The following is a 19,968-nucleotide window of genomic DNA, read 5'->3' as shown; positions in this document are numbered from 1 at the left end:
CCGTGAGTTGTCGTTTTACACGCAAAAGCCCCACGCATCCGATGCGTGGGGCTTCTGGTCGAACGTTGACCGCGTTTAGAAGTGGAAGCTGGTGGTCAACAAGGCCGTACGACCGGCCGCCTGGTTGGCGAAGTGCGCCGCGTAGGCTTTGTCGTAGTAGGTCTTGTCGGTCAGGTTCTGCACGTTCAATTGCAGGTCGATGTTTTTGGTCAGCTTGTAGCTGGCCATGGCGTCGTAGCGAGTGTAAGAGGGCACGTACACTGTGTTGGCCGCGTCGCCGTAAACCTGATCGACGTAGAACGCGCCGCCGCCGATGGTCAGCTTTGGCGTGAGGTCATACGTGGTCCACAGGCTGAAGGTGTTCTTCGGCGTGTTGGGCATTTCATTGCCTTTGTTGGAGCCGGCGGTGACGGCGCCGTTACGGCCGTTGAGGCCGGCATCCACCAGTTCGCTTTTCAGGTAGCTGTAGCCGGCGAATACCTGCCACTGATCGGTGAGCTTGCCGCTGGCGGACAATTCCAGGCCATCGACGCGGGACTCGCCGGCGTTCTGGTAGGTCATCGAATCGACCAGGATGCGCGTGTTTTTCTTCTCGGTGCGGAAGACCGCAGCGGTCAGGGACAGGCGGTTGTGGAACAGGTCCCACTTGGTGCCCAGCTCGTAGTTGACGGTTTCTTCCGGTTGCAGGTCGCTGGTCGCGGCGCCGGCAGAGAGCGGGTTGCCGTCGGCGCCTTCGCCGACCAGGCCGCCCGGTGGCGATGCCGATGTGGCGTAGGAGGTATAGATGCTGCCGTTATCCAGCGGTTTCCACACCAGGCCCGCCTGCCAGTTGAAGAACTGGCTGTCATTCTTGATTTTAGTGCGGCCGGTCGTGGCATTGGTGTTGGCCACCGTGTCAAAGGTGTCGTAGCGCAGGCCGGCGTTCAGCAGCCATTTCGGGTCCAGCTCGATGGTGTCGAACACGTAAGCGGCGCGGCTGGTGGCCTTGGTGTTGGTACCCATGTAGTTGCGGGCCACGCTGCCGGTCCAGGCGTCGTCCGGGTTCGGGTTACCCAAGGACGTGCAACTGCCACCGCTGTTGCCGACCTTGCCCGGTGTGCAACCACCGGTAGGGTTGCTGTTTGGCGTGACGGTGTAGCCGCTGACGCGGGTTTCTTCACCGGTGAACTCCAGGCCGGTGGAGTACGAATGCTTCATGCCCGCCAACTGGAAATTGCCAAACAGGTCGGTCTGGTTAGTGGTGGTTTCGGTGGTCGACACCCGTGTGTTGGCACGACGCCACACGGTACCGAACTGGTTAACGTTGTGCTGGCTGTCGTCAGGTTGCGTCAGGATATAGTCCTGGCCGGTGCTGCCATGACGCAGGGTGTTTTTCAGCGTCATGTTGTCGTTCAGGTCGTGCTCGATGGAGAACGTGCTGATGTCGGCGCGGGTCTTGCGGAAGTCGCGGTCTTTCAAACCGTAGAAGTTGTTGCTGTCGCCGCCGTCGGTTGGCTTGTCATGTACATGGACGGCCTTGGCGCCGCTGTTGCTGTAGCCATAAGGCATGCCCGAATCCGGCAGGTCGTCGCTTTCCATGTGGTAGTAGCTGAGGTTGACGCGGGTCGGGGTGCCCAGGCCGAAGGTCAGCGATGGCGCCACGCCCCAGCGGTCGTAGTTGACGGCGTCGCGACCGGCGACATTCTGTTCGTGGCTCATCAGGTTCAAGCGGAACGCGGCGGTGTCGAGGAACTGGCGGTTCACGTCGAGCACGTAGCGGCGCGTCTGGTCGGAACCATAGGTGAAGCCGCCGTTGGTGAAGTCCCGCGCTTGTGGGGTCTTGCTCACCAGATTGAGGCTGCCACCGGCCGAACCGCGACCGCCGAACGAGGAGTTCGGGCCTTTGCTGACTTCGATGGACTCAATGTCGAAGATCTCGCGGCTCTGGCCTCCGGTGTCGCGTACGCCGTCGAGGTAGGTGTCGCCCTGTGCGTCAAAGCCACGGATGAACGGACGGTCGCCCTGGGGATTGCCACCTTCACCGGCGCCGAAGGTAATGCCCGGTACGGTGCGCAAGGCATCCTGCAGCGAGGTGGCGGCGGTGTCCTTGAGAACTTGTTGCGGGACTACGGTGACCGAACGCGGTGTGTCCACCAACGGTGCGGTGTATTTCTGCGAGGAAGCTTTTTCTACCTGATAGGACGTGTTGTCCTGCTCCTGGCCGGTGATGTTGGTAGCACCGAGGGAGATCGTGTTGCGCTCGCCTTTTTGTTCGGTGTCTTCAGCCGCTTGCGCCAGATGGGCGGCAGAGCTGGCACTGAGTGCAACGCCGATGGCCGAGGCCAGCATGCGTGGTGAACTGGCAGGTATTTTTATAGAAGTGCGCGACATGACGTGTCCTTTCCCCAAGGATGTGAGGTCGCGGAATATAGGCTGAACAAGACTTTCTATCAATTGCGATACATTGCTATTAACGCCGAATTTACATTCTTTACACTTTTTGCTTACGGTTTTTACGATCTCGTTCGTCCTCGTGTTTTACAGAGTGGATAAGAATCAATACCATTGGCGCCTCTCCGGTTTCAGGTATCGCCCCATGTTGCTGCACATTCCCGGCCTGTTCTCTCGTGAGGAGGTGTTGCGCATTCGCCAAGCCCTGGAAAACACCGACTGGGCTGACGGTAAAATCACTGCCGGGCATCAGTCCGCCAAAGCCAAACACAACCTGCAGTTGCCTGAAGGCCACCCCTTGGCCAAGGAAATCGGCGCGGCAATGTTGGAGCGTTTGTGGAAAAACCCGCTGTTTATGTCTGCGGCGTTGCCGCACAAAGTCTTCCCGCCGCTGCTCAACTGCTACACCGCCGGTGGTAGTTTCGACTTCCATATCGATAACGCAGTACGTCAAGCCAAGGGCAGCTTTGATCGGGTGCGCACCGATCTGTCCTCCACGCTGTTCTTCAGTGACCCGCAGGAGTACGACGGTGGTGAGCTGGAGATCCAGGACACCTTCGGCCTGCAACGGGTAAAACTGCCGGCAGGCGATATGGTGCTGTACCCCGGTTCCAGCCTGCACAAGGTCAACGCCGTGACCCGTGGCACGCGCTACGCCTCGTTTTTCTGGACCCAAAGCCTGGTGCGTGAAGACAGCCAGCGCACGCTGCTGTTCGAGATGGACGGTGCGATCCAGCAATTGACCCGTGATGTACCCGACCACCCGGCGCTGATCCAACTCACCGGCACGTATCACAACCTGCTGCGCCGTTGGGTCGAGGTCTGAAATGGGGTTTTTATTACGTCGCCAAGAAGTGCTCAGCGTCGAGCAGTTGCAATCCATGCTCGACGATTCTCCAGTACGCGCCGCCCAGGCGATTCTGATGGCGGCCAAGCAAGGCGTGGTCGATGCCCAGGCGCTGCTCGGGCAGATCCTGCTGGACGGACGTGGTATTGAACGTGATCAAGCATTGGCGTTGCGTTGGTTCCAGATCGCGGCGCAGGGTGGCCACCTGATGGCACGCAATATGGTCGGTCGCTGCCTGGAGCATGGCTGGGGTTGCCCCGTGGATGAAGCGGCGGCGGCGCGTGCGTATCGCTTGGCGGCAGAGGCAGGGTTGGATTGGGGGCAGTACAACTACGCCAACTTGCTGGCCACCGGCCGCGGCGTCGTGCAAGAGCAATCGCAAGCGCTGCGCTTTTATCGCCAGGCGGCAGAGCAGGGCCACGCCAAGTCGATGAACCTGGTGGGGCGCTATCTGGAGTCTGGCCAGTGGTGTGCCAGGGACTTGGATGCCGCTGTCCAATGGTATCGACGCTCAGCCGAAGGCGGGGATTTTCGCGGGCAGTTCAGCTATGCGGCGGTGCTGGCCGATAGAGGCCAAATCGCCGAAGCGCTGGCGTGGTTGCACAAGGCGCTGGCAGGCGGCAACCTCAAATTCCTGCGCACGGCGCACAAGGCACTGGCGGCGGCGAATGACCCGCAGATTCGCGCAATGGCGGTGGCCTACCAGCAACGCGCCGCGACATTTTCCTGAGCCAAAAAAAACCCATGACACGTCATGGGTTTTTTGTGTGCGGCATTCTTACACGTAGTAAGACTTCAACGGTGGAAAACCATTGAACTCAACCGCGCTGTAGCTGGTGGTGTAGGCACCGGTCGACAGCCAGTACAAACGGTCACCAATCGCCAGGTTCAGTGGCAGGCCGTACTTGTAGTTTTCGTACATGATATCGGCGCTGTCACAGGTTGGGCCGGCGATGACCACTTCTTCCATCTCGCCTTTCTTCTCGGTCCAGATCGGGAACTTGATGGCTTCGTCCATGGTTTCGATCAGGCCGGAGAACTTGCCCACATCCGTGTATACCCAACGCTCGACGGCGGTGCGCGATTTGCGCGCAACCAAGACCACTTCACTGACCAGGATACCGGCGTTGGCGATCAACGAACGGCCAGGCTCCAGGATGATTTCCGGCAGGTCATCACCGAAATCTTCCTTGAGGAAACGGATGATTTCTTCGGCGTAGGTTTCCAGGCTGTTGGTACGGGTGATGTAGTTGGCTGGGAAGCCGCCGCCCATGTTGATCAGTTTCAGGTGGATGCCGTCTTCTTCTTTCAGGCGTTCGAAGATCACTTTGACCTTGGCGATGGCCGCGTCCCACACGCTGATGTCGCGCTGTTGCGAACCCACGTGGAACGAGATGCCGTACGGCACCAGGCCCAGGTCTCGGGCGAGGATCAGCAGGTCCATGGCCATGTCGGTCTGGCAGCCGAACTTGCGCGACAGCGGCCAGTCAGCCGTGGTCGAGCCTTCGGTGAGGATGCGCACATACACTTTCGAGCCCGGCGCGGCCTTGGCGATGTTGCGCAGGTCGGCTTCGGAGTCGGTGGAGAACAGGCGCACGCCCTTATCAAAGAAGTAGCGGATGTCCTTGGATTTCTTGATGGTGTTGCCGTAGCTGATACGGTCCGGGCTGACGCCACGGTCCATGACCTTGTCCAGCTCGTAGATCGAGGCGATATCGAAGCTCGAACCTTTGTCTTTCAACAGGTCGATGATTTCGACGGCCGGGTTGGCCTTGACGGCGTAATACACCTTGGCGAATTCGAAACCGGCGCGCAGGTCATCGTAGGCCTGGCTGATCATCGCGGTGTCGATCACCACGAACGGGGTTTCTTGCTTGTCGGCGAATGCCTTCATTTTGTCAAAAGTGGCGCGCGCGAAATAGTCTTCGACGTTGATCGACATGCTGGGAACTCCTAAGGGCAAACTAATTTGATCAATGGGTGCAAATGAACGTCCTCCGTATCCCCACTTTGGTTCGCCTACTTCCCAAGGCATGTCGCCGAAAGCAAAAAGGCCATGGGAATAAACGCTGCCCTTGGCCTTGCTGTCTCGTCGTCAGTACTTGAGCCGGATGGATCGTTTCCAGCATGGACGTTCGGCGCGAACTTTAGGACGTGAGGGGCTATAGATCAACTAAAAATGTCGCGTTTTTGCACGCGTTCGTCGCGAGACCCGGTGCAGCTACTTATGTAACCGACCGGTGTGACGGATTGATGTTCCCCGAATGGGGCAAATCGATGAGATTTTCCTGACACACCACAGAGCAAATGTGGGAGGACAATTGGGTGAACAGCCAGTACAAACTGCCTGAAATAATAACCGCCGCCGGCAAAGCCAACACCTTCAATAACAGACACACAGCAGAACCAAGTGTGGGAGGGGGCTTGCTCCCGATAGCGGTGGATCAGTCAGCTTATCCTCAGCTGACCCACCGTCATCGGGAGCAAGCCCCCTCCCACCTTTTTACGGTGCTGTGTCAGTACAAACTGCCTGAAATAGCAATCGCCGCCGGCAAAGCCAGCACCTTCAATAACAGACATACAGCAGATCCAAGTGTGGGAGGGGGCTTGCTCCCGATAGTGGGGGATCAGTCAGCTTATCCTCAGCTGACCCTCCGTCATCGGGAGCAAGCCCCCTCCCACCTTTTTACGGTGCTGTGTCAGGACAAACTGCCTGCAATAGCAACCGCCGCCGGCAAAGCCAGCACCTTTAATAACAGACACACAGCAGATCCAAGTGTGGGAGGGGGCTTGCTCCCGATAGTGGTGGATCAGTCAGCTTATCCTCAGCTGACCCACCGCCATCGGGAGCAAGCCCCCTCCCACCTTTTTACGGTGCTGTGTCAGGACAAACTGCCTGCAATAGCAACCGCCGCCGGCAAAGCCAGCACCTTCAATAACAGACATACAGCAGATCAAAGTGTGGGAGGGGGCTTGCTCCCGATAGTGGTGGATCAGTCAGCTTATCCTCAGCTGGCCCACCGTCATCGGGAGCAAGCCCCCTCCCATGCTGTGTCAGGACAAACTGCCTGAAATAGCAACCGCCGCCGGCAAAGCCAGCACCTTCAATAACAGACACACAGCAGATCCAAGTGTGGGAGGGGGCTTGCTCCCGATAGTGGTGGATCAGTCAGCTTATTCTCAGCTGACCCACTGCCATCGGGAGCAAGCCCCCTCCCACATTTTTTACCGCAGTGTGTCAGGCCAGGGCGGTCTCGGCTGGGGAAACGATACTGGTCTTGCCCCCACGCGACTTACCGGAGCTCAGGTACTCGGCAATCGACTCCTGAGTCACTTCACCCAGAAACACCCGTTCCGCGTCCATCACCGGCAACCACGAGCGGTTGAACTCGTACATGCGCGACAGCAGGATGCGCAAATGCTCGTCATACGCCGCCGTGGCGTTGAACTCGCGCAGGTACTGGCCACAGGTGCCGGCCTGACGGTGCAGGTCACGACGTCGCACATAACCCAGCGCTTTATTCTCGGCACAGGTGACCACCACGTAGCGACGGTCGTGTTCATCCATCAGCTCCAGGGCATCGGCCACCGGGGTTTCGGGGCTCACCGATGGGGCGTTATCCGCCGCGTCTTCGGCTTTGACCAGGAGCAGGCGCTTGAGGGTACTGTCCTGGCCCACGAAGTTGCTGACGAACTCATCAGCCGGGTGCGCCAACAGGGTGTCCGGGTGGTCGATCTGCAGCAGCTTGCCGGCGCGGAAGATGGCGATCTTGTCACCCAGCTTGATGGCTTCGTCGATGTCGTGGCTGACCATGATCACGGTCTTGTTCAGCGCGCGTTGCATCTCGAAGAACTCGTTCTGGATCATCTCGCGGTTGATCGGGTCCACCGCGCCGAACGGTTCATCCATCAGCAGCAACGGCGCATCCGCCGCCAAGGCACGGATCACGCCGATCCGCTGTTGCTGGCCACCGGACAGTTCACGCGGGTAGCGGTGCAGGTACTGCTTGGGTTCCAGCTTGATCATGCTCATCAATTCACGGGCACGGTCGTGGCATTTCTGCTTGTCCCAGCCCAGCAGCTTGGGCACCACCACGATGTTTTCCTCGATGGTCATGTTGGGGAACAGGCCGATCTGCTGGATCACGTAGCCGATATTGCGGCGCAGGGTCACTTCGTCGAGGTCGGTGGTGTCTTCACCGTTGATCAGGATCTTGCCCGAGGTCGGCTTGATCAGGCGGTTGATCATTTTCAGCGTGGTGCTCTTGCCGCAGCCCGAAGGGCCGAGAAATACACAAATCTCGCCTTCGTTGACGGTCAGGCTTACGTCGTTCACGGCGGAGACGGTCTTGCCGTTGCTTTGAAAAGTCTTGGTCAGGTTTTGAAGTTCGATCATTTGAGCAGTCCTTTTGGAGTCAGCGAGCGTTGCAGCCATTGCAGAAGCAGGTCGGCGAAGATGGCCAGGAGACTGACCAGCACGGCGCCGACAATCAGCATCGACATGTCGCTGCGGCTGATGGAAGCCAGAATAAGCACACCCAGGCCACCGGCGCCGATGGTGGCGGCGATGGTCATCACACCAATGTTCATCACCACGGCGGTACGCACGCCGGCAAGGATCACCGGCACGGCGATGGGCAACTCGACCATGCGCAGGCGCTGGCCGAACGTCATGCCGATGCCTTTGGCGGCTTCACGGATACCCGGTTCCACGCCGGTGAGGGCGAGGTAGGTGTTACGCATGATCGGTAGCAGGGAGTAGAGGAACACAGCGGTAATCGCCGGCATCGGCCCAAGGCCCTGGCCGAATTTGGAGTAGAACGGCAGCAGCAGGCCGAACAGGGCGATGGACGGCACAGTCAGCAGCACCGTGGCGCTGGCTTGCAACGGACCGGCGAGCGTCGGGAAGCGGGTCATCAGCACGCCCAGGGGTACCCCCACGACGATTGCCAGGATCACTGCAATGCCAACCAGGGTGATGTGCTGCCAGGTCAGGTGCAGGACTTGGGCCCAATCAAGATGGGAAAAGGCGTTCAGGAATTCCATGTCTTCTCCTCTTATCAGTTGATTGGATGTTGGCGCAGGAAGTCTGCGGCCACGGCGGACGGGCTTTCATGGTCGACGTCAACCCGCGCGTTCAGCTGGCGCATGGTTTCATCGTCGAACAGCGCGGCCAGTGGCTTCAGGTCTGCGGCCAATTCAGGGTGCGCGTCGAGATAAACCTGACGCACCACCGGCGCGGCGGTGTAGTCCGGGAAGTAGTGCTTGTCGTCTTCCAGCAGCTTCAATTTGAACGCGTTGAGGCGACCGTCGGTGGTGTAGACCAAACCGGCAAACACCTGGCCATTGCGCAGCGCGGTGTAGACCAGGCCGGCGTCCATCTGCCGGGTGTTTTTACGCGTGAGGTTCATGTCATACAGCTTGACCATGCCACCCATGCCGTCGGAGCGGTTGGCGAACTCGGTGTCGAGGGCCACCAGGCGGTTTTCACGGGGCTTCTCGGCCAGGGCGGTGGTCAGGTCGCTGATGCTGTTGATCTGCGGGAATGCCTTGGCCACGTTCTCTGGCAGGGCCAGGGCGTAGGTGTTGCTGAATTTCGATGGGGAGAGCCAGACCAAGCCTTTTTTCGCGTCGAGTTCTTTCACCCGGGCGTAGGACTGTTCGCTGTCGAGTTTCTCATCGACGTGGTTATAGGCCACCAGCGACACGCCGGTGTATTCCCAGATCAGGTCCAGTTGCCCGCTTTCCTGGGCACTGCGCGCCAGGTTGCTGCCCAGTCCGCCGGTCACGCGGGTGTCGTAGCCCTTGGTGCGCAGGTACTGGGAGGTGATTTCGGCGAGTAGGGTCTGTTCAGTGAAGACCCGGGCGCCGATGCGGATGAGCGGTTTTTCAGCGGCTTGCGCAAACCCTGCCAACAGCAGGACGCAGCTCAATATCAATGTCAGTTTTTTCATGTGAATTCCTTTGCCAAGCCTTAAGACGGACGTAGCCCGCGTTCCAGCCAGAGGCGGCTGGCCAGGGTCACCAGACCGTCGAGCAACAACGCCAGCAGCGCGGTGCACGCGGCGCCGAGCAGCAGTTGTGGCTGGTTGTTCAAGGCGATGCCGGGGAAGATCAGGCTGCCCAGGCTATTGGCACCGATCAGGAAGGCCAGCGGTGCGGTACCGACGTTGATCGCCAGGGCCACGCGCACGCCACCGATGATGATCGGCACGGCGTTGGGCAATTCCACGCGAAACAACACCTGGCGCGGCGTCATGCCGATGCCGGTGGCGGCTTCTTTCAAGGAACCCTGTACGTTTTTCAAGCCTTCATAGGTGTTACGTACGATGGGCAGCAAGGACGCGAGGAACAGCGCGAAGATGGCCGGGCCGCTGCCGATGCCGAGGACGCCGAGGGCGATGGCCAGGACGGCCAGGGGAGGGACGGTGTTGCCGATGTTGAAGATCTGCATGAAGCGTTCTGCACGCCCGACCATGTTCGGTCGACTGAGCAGGATACCGGCGGGGATCCCTACAACGAGGGCTGCCAGCATGGAGACAAGAACGAGGATCAGGTGTGCTTGCAGGTAAAACAACAAATCGTCGCGGTACAGTTCGATCGTGTTGATGCCGATCCAGTGGACCAGCAGGGCCAGGAGAGCGACGACAACCGCTCCTCCTATCAGCCCTTTGCCATAGCGAATAGCCACAGGCGGACTCCTTTTTTCTTCTGTCGGCGAACACATCTCCGAGCGGCAATGCCAGGTCTGGCTGCCTTCGAATGAGTTCGCGAAAAGCAGCTCGCCGATACCGGCAACGCGGTATGCGATCGAGCCATGAGCGCAGCCTCGTCAGACTAACTTGCTGATTTTTCAGCCCCTGTCACGAGTGCGGTAGCAGGGGAGTGGACGTCTCTACCTTTTAAAAGGTTCCACACTTGGAAGCATTTAGCCACCCCAAATGGGGTGAGCGGTGGTCTGTAACCCTCGGTTTGCGCTATACTCGCCGCCCTTTTTTGACTCACCTGCCAGGCGATTTCCCATGACCCACCAGGCCGCCGAAGTCGCGAAACGCCGCACTTTCGCCATTATTTCCCACCCCGATGCCGGTAAAACCACCATCACCGAGAAGCTGTTGCTGATGGGCAAGGCAATCGCTGTGGCCGGCACGGTGAAATCCCGCAAATCCGACCGCCATGCCACCTCCGACTGGATGGAAATGGAAAAACAACGGGGTATTTCCATTACCACGTCGGTCATGCAGTTCCCCTATCGCGATCACATGGTCAACCTGCTCGACACCCCGGGCCACGAAGACTTCTCCGAAGACACCTACCGCACCCTCACCGCGGTGGACTCGGCGTTGATGGTCCTCGACGGCGGTAAAGGCGTTGAACCACGCACCATCGCGCTGATGGACGTTTGCCGTCTGCGTGACACACCGATCGTCAGTTTCATCAACAAACTCGACCGTGATATCCGCGACCCCATCGAGCTGCTCGACGAAATCGAAGCGGTCCTGAAGATCAAGGCCGCGCCGATCACCTGGCCGATCGGTTGCTACCGCGACTTCAAGGGCGTTTACCACCTGGCTGACGACTACATCATTGTCTACACCGCCGGCCACGGTCACGAGCGCACCGAAACCAAGATCATCGAGAAGCTTGATTCGGACGAAGCCCGCGCCCACCTGGGTGATGAATACGACCGTTTTGTCGATCAACTGGAACTGGTGCAGGGTGCCTGCCATGAGTTCAACCAGCAGGAATTCCTCGACGGCCAACTGACCCCGGTGTTCTTCGGGACGGCATTGGGCAACTTCGGCGTTGACCACGTACTCGACGCCGTAGTGGATTGGGCACCCAAGCCTCTGGCTCGCGTGGCCAACGAGCGCACCGTGGAACCGGTCGAAGAGAAATTCACCGGCTTCGTGTTCAAGATCCAGGCGAACATGGACCCCAAGCACCGCGACCGTATCGCCTTCATGCGCATCTGCTCCGGCAAATACGAAAAAGGCATGAAGATGCGCCACGTGCGTACCGGCAAGGACGTGCGCATCGGCGACGCCCTGACGTTCTTCTCCTCCGAGCGTGAACAGCTCGAAGAAGCCTATGCCGGCGACATCATCGGCCTGCACAACCACGGCACCATCCAGATCGGCGACACCTTCACCGAAGGCGAAGCGCTGGGTTTCACCGGTATCCCGCACTTCGCCCCGGAACTGTTCCGTCGCGTGCGCCTGCGCGACCCGCTCAAGTCCAAACAACTGCGCCAGGGCTTGCAGCAGTTGGCGGAAGAGGGCGCCACCCAGGTGTTCTTCCCGGAGCGCAGCAACGACATCATCCTCGGCGCCGTGGGTGTGTTGCAGTTCGATGTGGTCGCCAGCCGCTTGAAAGAGGAATACAAGGTCGAATGCTCCTACGAGCCGATCACCGTGTACTCCGCGCGCTGGATCGACTGCAGCGATAAGAAGAAGCTGGAAGAGTTCTCCAACAAGGCTGTGGAAAACCTCGCGGTCGACGGCGGTGGTCACCTGACCTACCTGGCCCCGACCCGGGTCAACCTGGCGTTGATGGAAGAGCGCTGGCCGGACGTGAAATTCCGTGCGACCCGCGAACACCATTAAGGTCTGAGCGCCGCAAAACAAAATGTGGGAGGGGCTTGCCCCCGATAGCAGTGTGTCAGCCAGTACATTGGGTACTGACACTCCGCCATCGGGGGCAAGCCCCTTTCCACATTTGGGTCTCCATAACGCTATGAATTGGCGAGAATCCGGCATTGGGTCTAGCGTTTAACCACCGACTACAAAGGAGACCTCCGTGCGAAATGCTCAACGCGTCCTTCCCTTGGTGTTGCTGGCCGCCCTGGGGCTGACGGCCCTTCCGGCACTGGCGGACGCAGGAGCGCCACAGTGGAAGGACACCGGTCCGGTCACCAAGAAAAAGCAGCACGAAGTCAACTCCGGTGGTTGGCAACCGCAGGCTCAGCCCGCCCCCAAGGAAGATACTGAAAACCCGTACAACGACGGAGAAGCCAGCGAAACCTATGATGATGGGGATACCTGAGGCGCAAGTGGCGCAAACCCAGGATTGGAACTAGCTTAATTCACAGCGACGGTCGAACGCCGACGCACGTGACTCACTGACTGGACGGAAATCGACCATGACTATCTTTCAACGTTTAGTGCTGTTGCTAAAAGTGCTGGTGATGTTATCGCTGGGCATCTCGTCTGCATGGGCCAATACGGCTGTGCAGGGCCAGGCGCCGGGGTTTATGGCGGCGAAGTCGGTGCAGGCGAGTGGCTTGCAACTGGCTAAGAGCGAGTCAGAGGCCGGTGATGAAGACCAGGGCGGCTCCAAGGGTGACGACGACCAGCAAGTGCCCCCAGACGACGATGACACCAGTGACAGTGACAGCGATACATAAGTCACTGTGAAAAAAAGCCCCGCCTGCCGGACTGATGCGCAATCCGACGGGTGGGGCGGTAGAACTCGAGTCATACCCTGGGGTTATCCCCAGGGTATTTTTTTGCCGCTCAGGCCACAAACTGCTCAGCGTAGTGGCAAGCCACCTGGCGATTATCCAAGGCGCGCAATTGCGGCTCCTCGGTGCTGCACCGCGCCGTTGCATACGGGCAGCGCTTGTGGAAAGCACAGCCAGGCGGTGGGTTCAGCGGGTTGGGCAGTTCACCGACGATCTTGATCTTGGGCTTGTTCGGGTCCGGATGAATGGTCGGGGTGGCCGACAGCAGCGCCTGGGTGTACGGGTGCAGGGGGCGTGCGTAGATGTCTTCCTTGGGGCCCACTTCCACCGGACGGCCGAGGTACATCACCATCACGTCATCGGCAACGTGTTGCACCACGGCCAGGTTGTGGGAGATGAACACGTAGGCGGTGTTGAACTCCTGCTGCAGATCCATGAACAGGTTGAGCACCTGGGCCTGGATCGACACGTCCAGCGCCGAGGTCGGCTCATCCGCCACCAGCACTTTGGGTTGCAGCATCATCGCGCGCGCCAGTGCAATCCGTTGGCGCTGGCCACCGGAGAACATGTGCGGGTAGCGCTGGTAATGCTCGGGGCGCAAGCCCACCTGCTTCATCATGGCCTGCACTTTTTCGCGGCGTTCGGCGGCGGACAGGTTGGTGTTGATCAGCAGGGGTTCGCCGAGTTGATCGCCGACCTTCTGGCGCGGGTTCAATGAGGCATACGGGCTTTGGAACACCATCTGCACGTCTTTGCGCAATTGCTTGCGCTGGGCCTTGTCGGCGCCGGCGACTTCCTGGCCGGCAATCTTCAGGGAGCCCGAAGACGGCTCCTCAATCAGCGTCAGCGCACGGGCCAGGGTGGATTTGCCGCATCCCGACTCGCCGACCACGGCGAGGGTCTTGCCGGCTTCCAGCTCAAAGGACACGCCATTAAGGGCCCGCACAGTGGCATGGCCCTTGAACAGGCCACGGGACACTTCGTAGTGACGGGTGAGGTCGCGGGCGGTAAGAACGACGGCCATTACGCCACCTCCTGGTTCAAGGGGTAGAAGCAGCGCGCAAGGCTGTTGGTTTTCGGATCAAGGCCAGGGCGTTGGGTGCGGCAGTTTTCCTGCACGTACGGGCAACGTGGCGACAGCAGGCAACCCTGAGGACGGTCATAGCGGCCGGGCACGATGCCGGGCAGCGTGGCCAGGCGGGTGGCGCCGAGGCTGTGCTCGGGAATCGCCTTGAGCAGCGCTTCGCTGTAAGGATGCGCCGGAATGTCGAACAGTTGCGGTACCTGGCCGACTTCTACCGCTTGGCCTGCGTACATCACGCACACGCGCTGGGCGGTTTCTGCCACCACCGCGAGATCGTGAGTGATCAGTACCAGGCCCATGTTCTGCTCTTTCTGCAGGGCCAGCAGCAGGTCCATGATCTGCGCCTGGATGGTTACGTCCAGCGCGGTGGTGGGTTCATCGGCGATCAGCAGTTTCGGCTCGCCGGCGATCGCCATGGCGATGGCCACGCGTTGACTCATCCCGCCGGACAGTTGGTGCGGGTAGGCATCCATTCGGCTGGCAGCGCCTGGGATTTCGACTTTTTCGAGCAGTTCGATGGCGCGCTTGCGTGCTTGCTTGCCGGACATTTTCAAATGCAGGCGCAGCACTTCTTCGATCTGGAAACCCACGGTGTAGCTGGGGTTCAGTGCAGTCATCGGGTCCTGGAAGACCATGGCCAGGTCTTTGCCGACAATCTGCCGACGCTGGCGGTTGCTCAGTTTGAGCATGTCCTTGCCGTCGAAGTTGAGGGCGTCGGCGGTGACAATCCCCGGATGCTCGATCAGGCCCATCAGCGCCATCATGGTCACGGATTTACCCGAGCCCGACTCGCCAACGATCGCCAGGACCTCGCCTTTGTCGACACTAATGTCGAGGCCATCGACCACCGGCACGGCGGTGCTGTCGCCGAAGCGGACGTTGAGATTCTTGATTTCTAACAGTGACATGGGAATCTCCTCAGGCGGCGTTCTTGAGTTTCGGGTCCAGCGCATCGCGCAGGCCGTCACCCATCAAGTTGATTGCCAGCACGCTGAGCAAAATGGTCAGACCCGGCAGGCTTACCACCCACCAGGCGCGTTCGATGTAGTCACGGGCCGAAGCCAGCATGGTGCCCCACTCTGGGGTTGGCGGCTGGACGCCAAGGCCCAGGAAACCCAGGGCGGCGGCATCGAGGATCGCCGAAGAGAAGCTCAGGGTGGCCTGGACGATCAGCGGTGCCATGCAGTTAGGCAGCACGGTGACGAACATCAGGCGTGGCAAGCCGGCGCCGGCAAGGCGAGCGGCGGTCACGTAGTCGCGGTTCAGTTCGCCCATCACCGCGGCGCGGGTCAGACGGACATAGGACGGCAGGGACACGATGGCGATGGCGATCACGGTGTTGATCAGGCCAGGGCCGAGGATCGCGACAATGGCAACGGCCAGCAGCAGTGACGGCAGGGCCAGCATGATGTCCATCAGACGCATGATGGTCGGGCCGAGCAGGCGTGGGAAGAACCCGGCGAACAGGCCCAGCAGGATGCCGGGGATCAGCGACATCACTACTGACGACAAGCCGATGAGCAGCGACAGGCGCGAGCCCTGGATCAGGCGCGAGAGCAGGTCACGGCCCAGTTCGTCGGTGCCGAGCAGGAACTGCATCTGCCCGCCTTCCAGCCAGGCCGGCGGGGTCAGCAGGAAGTCGCGGTATTGTTCGCTGGGGTTATGCGGTACAACCCAGGGGGCGAAGATCGCGCAGAACACGATCAGCAACATGAATAGCAGGCCGGCAACCGCGCCTTTGTTCTTGGAGAACGCTTGCCAGAATTCTTTGTAAGGGGACGGATACAGCAGGCTTTGATCGACTGCTACCGCTTGCGTAGGTGTGCTCATGGTCATGATCTCAGCGCTGGTGACGGATGCGTGGGTTGGCGAAGCCGTAGAGGATATCCACCACGAAGTTCACCACGATCACCAGGCAGGCGATCAACAGGATGCCGTTTTGCACCACCGGATAGTCCCGCGCGCCAATGGCTTCGATCAGCCATTTGCCGATGCCGGGCCACGAGAAGATGGTTTCGGTCAGTACCGCACCGGCCAGCAGGGTGCCGACTTGCAGGCCGACCACGGTGAGCACCGGGATCAGCGCGTTGCGCAGGCCGTGCACGAATACCACGCGGGCCGGTGACAGGCCCTTGGCCTTGGCGGTACGGATGTAGTCTTCGCGCAGCACTTCGAGCATGGATGAACGGGTCATCCGCGCAATCACCGCCAGTGGGATGGTGCCGAGCACGATGGCCGGCAGGATCAGGTGGTGCAGTGCGTCCCAGAACGCGTCCGGCTCGTCAGCCAGCAGGGTGTCGATCAGCATGAAACCGGTGCGCGGCTCAATGTCGTAGAGCAGGTCGATACGCCCGGAAACCGGGGTCCAGCCCAGGCTCACCGAGAAGAACATGATCAGGATCAGGCCCCACCAGAAGATCGGCATCGAATATCCCGCCAGGGAGATGCCCATCACCCCATGGTCGAACAGGGATCCTCGCTTCAAGGCCGCGATCACCCCGGCCAACAGGCCCAGGACGCCGGCGAACAACAGGGCGGCCATGGACAGTTCCAGGGTCGCGGGGAAGAGGGCGGTGAACTCGGTCCACACGCTGGTGCGCGTACGCAGGGATTCACCCAGGTCGCCGTGGGCGAGTTTGCCGACGTAGTCCAGGTATTGTGCATACAACGGCTTGTTAAGACCAAGGCGTTCCATTGCCTGTGCGTGCATCTCGGGGTCGACTCGTCGTTCGCCCATCATGACTTCGACGGGGTCGCCGGGGATCATGCGAATCAACGCAAAGGTGAGCAACGTGATGCCGAAAAACGTGGGGATCAATAACCCCAATCGGCGGGCAATAAAACTAAACATCTTGTTGTGTACCTCAATCAGCCGGTTAGGCAGGTTCGGCACCGTCGATGTCGACGGCACCGAGCGTTTTTCTTATTACTTCACCTGGGTGGTGGCGAAGTTATTCGTACCCAGAGGGCTTTGGATGAAGCCTTCTACGTTCTTGCGCATGGCGGTGAACAGTTTCGGGTAAGCCATGGGAAGCCATGGTTGGTCCTTTTCGAAGACATCCTGTGCTTGTTCATAGAGCGCGGCCCGTTTGGCCGGTTCCGCGATTGCACGGGCTTTGTCGATCAAGTCTTGAAACTCTTTGTTACACCAGCGGGCGTAGTTTTCGCCGTTTTTGGCTGCATCGCAACTCAGGTTCGGGGTGAGGAAGTTATCCGGGTCGCCGTTATCACCGACCCAGCCCGCCGACACCATGTCGTGCTCGCCGTTTTTAGCCCGCTTGAGCATCTCGCCCCATTCCATGACTTTGATATTGATCTTCAGGCCGATCTGGGCCAGATCCGCCTGCATGCGCTGGGCGCCGAGCATCGGGTTAGGGTTGGTCGGGCCGCCGCCGTTGCGGGTGAACAGGGTGAATTCGGTGCCTTCCGGCACGCCGGCTTCCTTGAGCAGGGCGCGCGCCTTATCCAGGTCGCGCGGTGGGTTTTTCAGCTTTTCACTGAAACCCAGCAAGGTCGGCGGATACGGGCCGGTGCCCACGACCGCATTGCCTTTGCCGAACAGCGCTTCGGTATAACCGGCCTTGTCGAACGCGATATTGATCGCGTGGCGTACCCGCGCGTCGCTCATGTACTTGTGGGTGGTGTTCATCGCGGTGTAGCTGGTGGTCATCGCCGCCAGTTCATCGACCTTCAGGTTTGGGTCTTTCTTGATGCTTGGAATGTCATCCGGCTTGGGGAACAACGCGATCTGACATTCGTTGGCCTTGAGCTTCTGCAGCCGCACGTTGTTATCGGTGGTGACCGCCAGAATCAGCGGGTCGACCGCCGGCTTGCCGCGGAAATAGTCCGGGTTGGCTCTGAAGCGCGCCTGGGCATCTTTCTGATATCGGTTGAAGACGAATGGGCCAGTGCCGATAGGCTTGGCGTTGAGGTCTTCAGTTTTACCGGACTTGAGCAACTGGTCGGCGTATTCCTTCGAGTGGATTGAAGAGAATGCCATGCCCAGATCAGCCAGGAACGGAGCTTCAGGACGGGTCAGGGTAAAGACGACGGTGTGGTCGTCGGTCTTCTCTACGCGCTTGAGCAGTTCCTTGAAGCCCATGCTTTCGAAGTACGGGTAGCCCACGAGGGACTTGTTATGCCACGGGTGATTCGGGTCCAGCTGGCGCTGGAAGCTCCAAAGCACGTCGTCGGCGTTCAGGTTGCGCGTGGGTTTGAAGTAGTCGGTGGTGTGGAACTTGATGTCGTCACGCAGGTGAAACGTGTAGGTCAGGCCATCGGCGCTGATTTCCGGCAGGGCCTTGGCCAGTGCCGGAACCACCTCGGTGGTACCTGGCTTGAAATCCACCAGGCGGTTGAACATGGTTTCAGCGGCGGCATCGGCGGTCACGGCGGTGGTGTACAGGACCGGGTCGAAACCTTCCGGGCTGGCTTCGGTGCAGACCACCAGCGGTTTGGCCGAAACGCCGATCGCCACGCTCAACAGCGCAGCGGCCATGGCAGCTTGTAACGGGAGCATTTTCATTCAGAGCCCTCTGCAATCGATGGAGCCAGACAAGCGTAGACGGCAGGCTCGTCCTGAGCCCGCCGTGTACCTGGCGCTAATTAAAGAATATTGAACGGGATGGTGGTGACCAGGCGGAATTCACGGATGTTGCCGTCAGCCTGGTTTTCACTGGCGCGGTGGGTCACGTAGGTGCCACGAATGGTGGTTGCCTTGAGTGAGCCGCTCTGGATCGCGTAGGACGCGCCAACGCCATATTCCTGGTGGGTTTCGCCGTCCATCAGGCGCAGGTCGCTGCGGCGCACGCCCGATTCACCGTAGGCGGTGCCGGTGTAGTGAGTACCGTCGATACCCCAGCCGCGCGCCGAGTAGGCATTGAACTTCAGGCCTGGCACGCCGTATTCAGCCATGTTGAGGCCGTAGGCGATCTGGAAGGACTTCTCGTTCGGTCCGTTGAAGTCGGACGTCAGGGAGTTGGCCAGGTAGATGCCGTTGGTTTCGTGCAGGTAGTCGAAGTATTCGTCACCGTTGATGGCCTGGTAGGCGAAGGTCAGGCTGTGTGCCTGGTGAGTCAGGCCCAGAGACAACGAGTAAGTGTCGTTGTCGATCTTGCCCATCTTCTTGCTGCCGGTGTCGGTGGTTTTATAGTAGTTCAGGCCGGTGGTCAGACCCAGGACACTGCTGTCGCCCAGTTCGTGAGTGGCGCCGACGTAGTACTGGTTCCAGAAGTCCTCGACGTTAGCCGCGAACACGCTGGTTTTCAGGCTCTTGAAAGGCTGGTAGTTGAAGCCCAGGGTTTTCACCTTGTCGGTGGTCTGGCCGTTACCGTATTCGGAACGGAACTTCGACAGGCTTTGTTCGGTACGTGGCGACACGCGATCGAAAACACCGCCTTGGAACGACAGGTTGCTGAATTCCTGGCTGTCGATCGAAATACCTTCAAAGCTCGAAGGCAGCGCACGGTTGCCGATGGTGTCGACGATTCCGCTGCTGAAGTTCTGGCGACCGGCGGTCAGTGTGGTGTTCGAAGCACGGAACTTGACGTTGGCCAGGCCCAGTTTGCTCCACTGGTCAACGGCGTCGCCGTTGGAATCGGCCAGCGTACGGTTGGAACCACCCTTGATGTCGCGCTTGCTGCGATCCAGAACCAGGGCGTTGTAGACGGCTACTTCGGTGCTCACGCCAATGGTGCCCTGGGTGAAGCCAGAGGTGCCGTTGAGGATGGTGCCTTGTACCCAGTTGGTGCGGTAGGCGTCAGTACGGGTTTCACCATGTTTTTCATAGGAGAATTTACCGCCACGGAATTTGTTTTCATTGGAAAACCAGTTCCGGGTGGTACCGCCCAGGCTCGCTCCGTCGATAAAGCCCTTGGCCTCGCTTTGGGCGCTGGTGCCGGCCAATGTGGTTGGAACGAAGTCCTGGCTTTGGGGATCAGCGAAGGCGGTTGCCGTGATGCTGCTGATGGCCAAGGCCAGAAGCGCTTTGCTGCTCAGTTTCATGGGTGGAGCTCCTTTGGTTCTCTTTTTTTATGCCGGTCTTTTTAGGTGAACCGGCTATTGGGTGTGTAACGGGTTCAAGCTTTTGCAAACGTTTGCTGTAGGAAAATTCCCAACAAAAGGCTGCACGTTTACTGGGGAGCC

At 59.7% G+C, this 19,968-nt stretch carries 17 protein-coding genes; 5 read left to right on the top strand and 12 right to left on the bottom strand.

What is annotated here, in order from left to right:
• Positions 1–75: 75 nt before the first annotated feature.
• Complete coding sequence (locus tag M5B43_RS04385) at positions 76–2,370, bottom strand: TonB-dependent siderophore receptor (protein WP_248748944.1); 2,295 nt, start codon at positions 2,368–2,370, stop codon at positions 76–78.
• 205 nt (positions 2,371–2,575) lie between these two features.
• Here M5B43_RS04385 and M5B43_RS04380 point away from each other — a divergent pair, with 205 nt between their 5' ends.
• Both M5B43_RS04380 and M5B43_RS04375 read left to right on the top strand, forming a co-directional pair.
• Positions 2,576–3,256, top strand: coding sequence for a Fe2+-dependent dioxygenase (locus M5B43_RS04380; protein WP_248748943.1), 681 nt, complete (start codon positions 2,576–2,578; stop codon positions 3,254–3,256).
• 1 nt (position 3,257) lies between these two features.
• Positions 3,258–4,007 (top strand): tetratricopeptide repeat protein, encoded by a 750-nt coding sequence (locus tag M5B43_RS04375; RefSeq protein ID WP_248748942.1) that lies wholly within the window; start codon positions 3,258–3,260, stop codon positions 4,005–4,007.
• A 48-nt stretch (positions 4,008–4,055) separates the two neighbouring features.
• On the opposite strand, the gene M5B43_RS04370 is transcribed toward M5B43_RS04375, so the two are convergent.
• The 5 genes from M5B43_RS04370 to M5B43_RS04350 form a co-directional block, all read right to left on the bottom strand.
• On the bottom strand, positions 4,056–5,219 hold the full coding sequence (locus M5B43_RS04370; protein WP_017138295.1) for a type III PLP-dependent enzyme: 1,164 nt from the start codon (positions 5,217–5,219) through the stop codon (positions 4,056–4,058).
• Between the two features lie 1,296 nt (positions 5,220–6,515).
• The gene (locus M5B43_RS04365) at positions 6,516–7,673 is read right to left on the bottom strand and encodes an ABC transporter ATP-binding protein (RefSeq protein ID WP_004372312.1); all 1,158 of its coding nucleotides are present in this window, start codon (positions 7,671–7,673) and stop codon (positions 6,516–6,518) included.
• On the bottom strand, positions 7,670–8,323 hold the full coding sequence (locus M5B43_RS04360) for an ABC transporter permease (RefSeq protein ID WP_027604864.1): 654 nt from the start codon (positions 8,321–8,323) through the stop codon (positions 7,670–7,672). The genes M5B43_RS04365 and M5B43_RS04360 overlap by 4 nt, the downstream gene beginning before the upstream one ends.
• Positions 8,324–8,337: 14 nt before the next feature.
• On the bottom strand, positions 8,338–9,231 hold the full coding sequence (locus M5B43_RS04355) for a glycine betaine ABC transporter substrate-binding protein (protein ID WP_248748941.1): 894 nt from the start codon (positions 9,229–9,231) through the stop codon (positions 8,338–8,340).
• Positions 9,232–9,251: 20 nt separating this feature from the next.
• Positions 9,252–9,968 carry an ABC transporter permease gene (locus M5B43_RS04350; RefSeq protein ID WP_248748940.1) on the bottom strand — a complete coding sequence of 239 codons (717 nt, stop codon included), beginning with the start codon at positions 9,966–9,968 and terminating at the stop codon, positions 9,252–9,254.
• A gap of 331 nt (positions 9,969–10,299) precedes the next feature.
• On the opposite strand from M5B43_RS04350, the gene M5B43_RS04345 reads away from it, so the two are divergent.
• From M5B43_RS04345 to M5B43_RS04335, 3 genes are all read left to right on the top strand, one after another.
• On the top strand, positions 10,300–11,883 hold the full coding sequence (locus tag M5B43_RS04345) for a peptide chain release factor 3 (RefSeq protein ID WP_032886221.1): 1,584 nt from the start codon (positions 10,300–10,302) through the stop codon (positions 11,881–11,883).
• A gap of 193 nt (positions 11,884–12,076) precedes the next feature.
• Entirely contained in the window at positions 12,077–12,322 is a 246-nt protein-coding gene (locus M5B43_RS04340; protein WP_248748939.1) for a hypothetical protein, read from the top strand.
• A gap of 97 nt (positions 12,323–12,419) precedes the next feature.
• A complete protein-coding gene (locus M5B43_RS04335; protein WP_248748938.1) occupies positions 12,420–12,683 on the top strand; it encodes a hypothetical protein in 264 nt (87 codons plus the stop codon).
• Between the two features lie 109 nt (positions 12,684–12,792).
• Here M5B43_RS04335 and M5B43_RS04330 read toward each other — a convergent pair whose 3' ends face one another.
• The 6 genes from M5B43_RS04330 to M5B43_RS04305 form a co-directional block, all read right to left on the bottom strand.
• Entirely contained in the window at positions 12,793–13,764 is a 972-nt protein-coding gene (locus M5B43_RS04330; protein ID WP_025856265.1) for a peptide ABC transporter ATP-binding protein, read from the bottom strand.
• Positions 13,764–14,732 carry an ABC transporter ATP-binding protein gene (locus M5B43_RS04325; RefSeq protein ID WP_248748937.1) on the bottom strand — a complete coding sequence of 323 codons (969 nt, stop codon included), beginning with the start codon at positions 14,730–14,732 and terminating at the stop codon, positions 13,764–13,766. The genes M5B43_RS04330 and M5B43_RS04325 overlap by 1 nt, the downstream gene beginning before the upstream one ends.
• A gap of 10 nt (positions 14,733–14,742) precedes the next feature.
• Positions 14,743–15,654 carry an ABC transporter permease subunit gene (locus M5B43_RS04320; RefSeq protein ID WP_248748936.1) on the bottom strand — a complete coding sequence of 304 codons (912 nt, stop codon included), beginning with the start codon at positions 15,652–15,654 and terminating at the stop codon, positions 14,743–14,745.
• A gap of 10 nt (positions 15,655–15,664) precedes the next feature.
• Complete coding sequence (locus M5B43_RS04315; protein ID WP_248748935.1) at positions 15,665–16,675, bottom strand: ABC transporter permease subunit; 1,011 nt, start codon at positions 16,673–16,675, stop codon at positions 15,665–15,667.
• 75 nt (positions 16,676–16,750) lie between these two features.
• Entirely contained in the window at positions 16,751–18,349 is a 1,599-nt protein-coding gene (locus M5B43_RS04310) for an ABC transporter substrate-binding protein (RefSeq protein ID WP_248748934.1), read from the bottom strand.
• Positions 18,350–18,429: 80 nt separating this feature from the next.
• Positions 18,430–19,827: an OprD family outer membrane porin gene (locus tag M5B43_RS04305; protein WP_248748933.1), complete on the bottom strand. Its 1,398-nt coding sequence runs from the start codon at positions 19,825–19,827 to the stop codon at positions 18,430–18,432.
• Between the last annotated feature and the right edge of the window lie 141 nt (positions 19,828–19,968).

The sequence above is a fragment of the Pseudomonas sp. MWU15-20650 genome (genome assembly GCF_023242475.1).
Classification (GTDB): domain Bacteria; phylum Pseudomonadota; class Gammaproteobacteria; order Pseudomonadales; family Pseudomonadaceae; genus Aquipseudomonas.
This window is presented reverse-complemented; position numbering and strand designations above follow the sequence as displayed.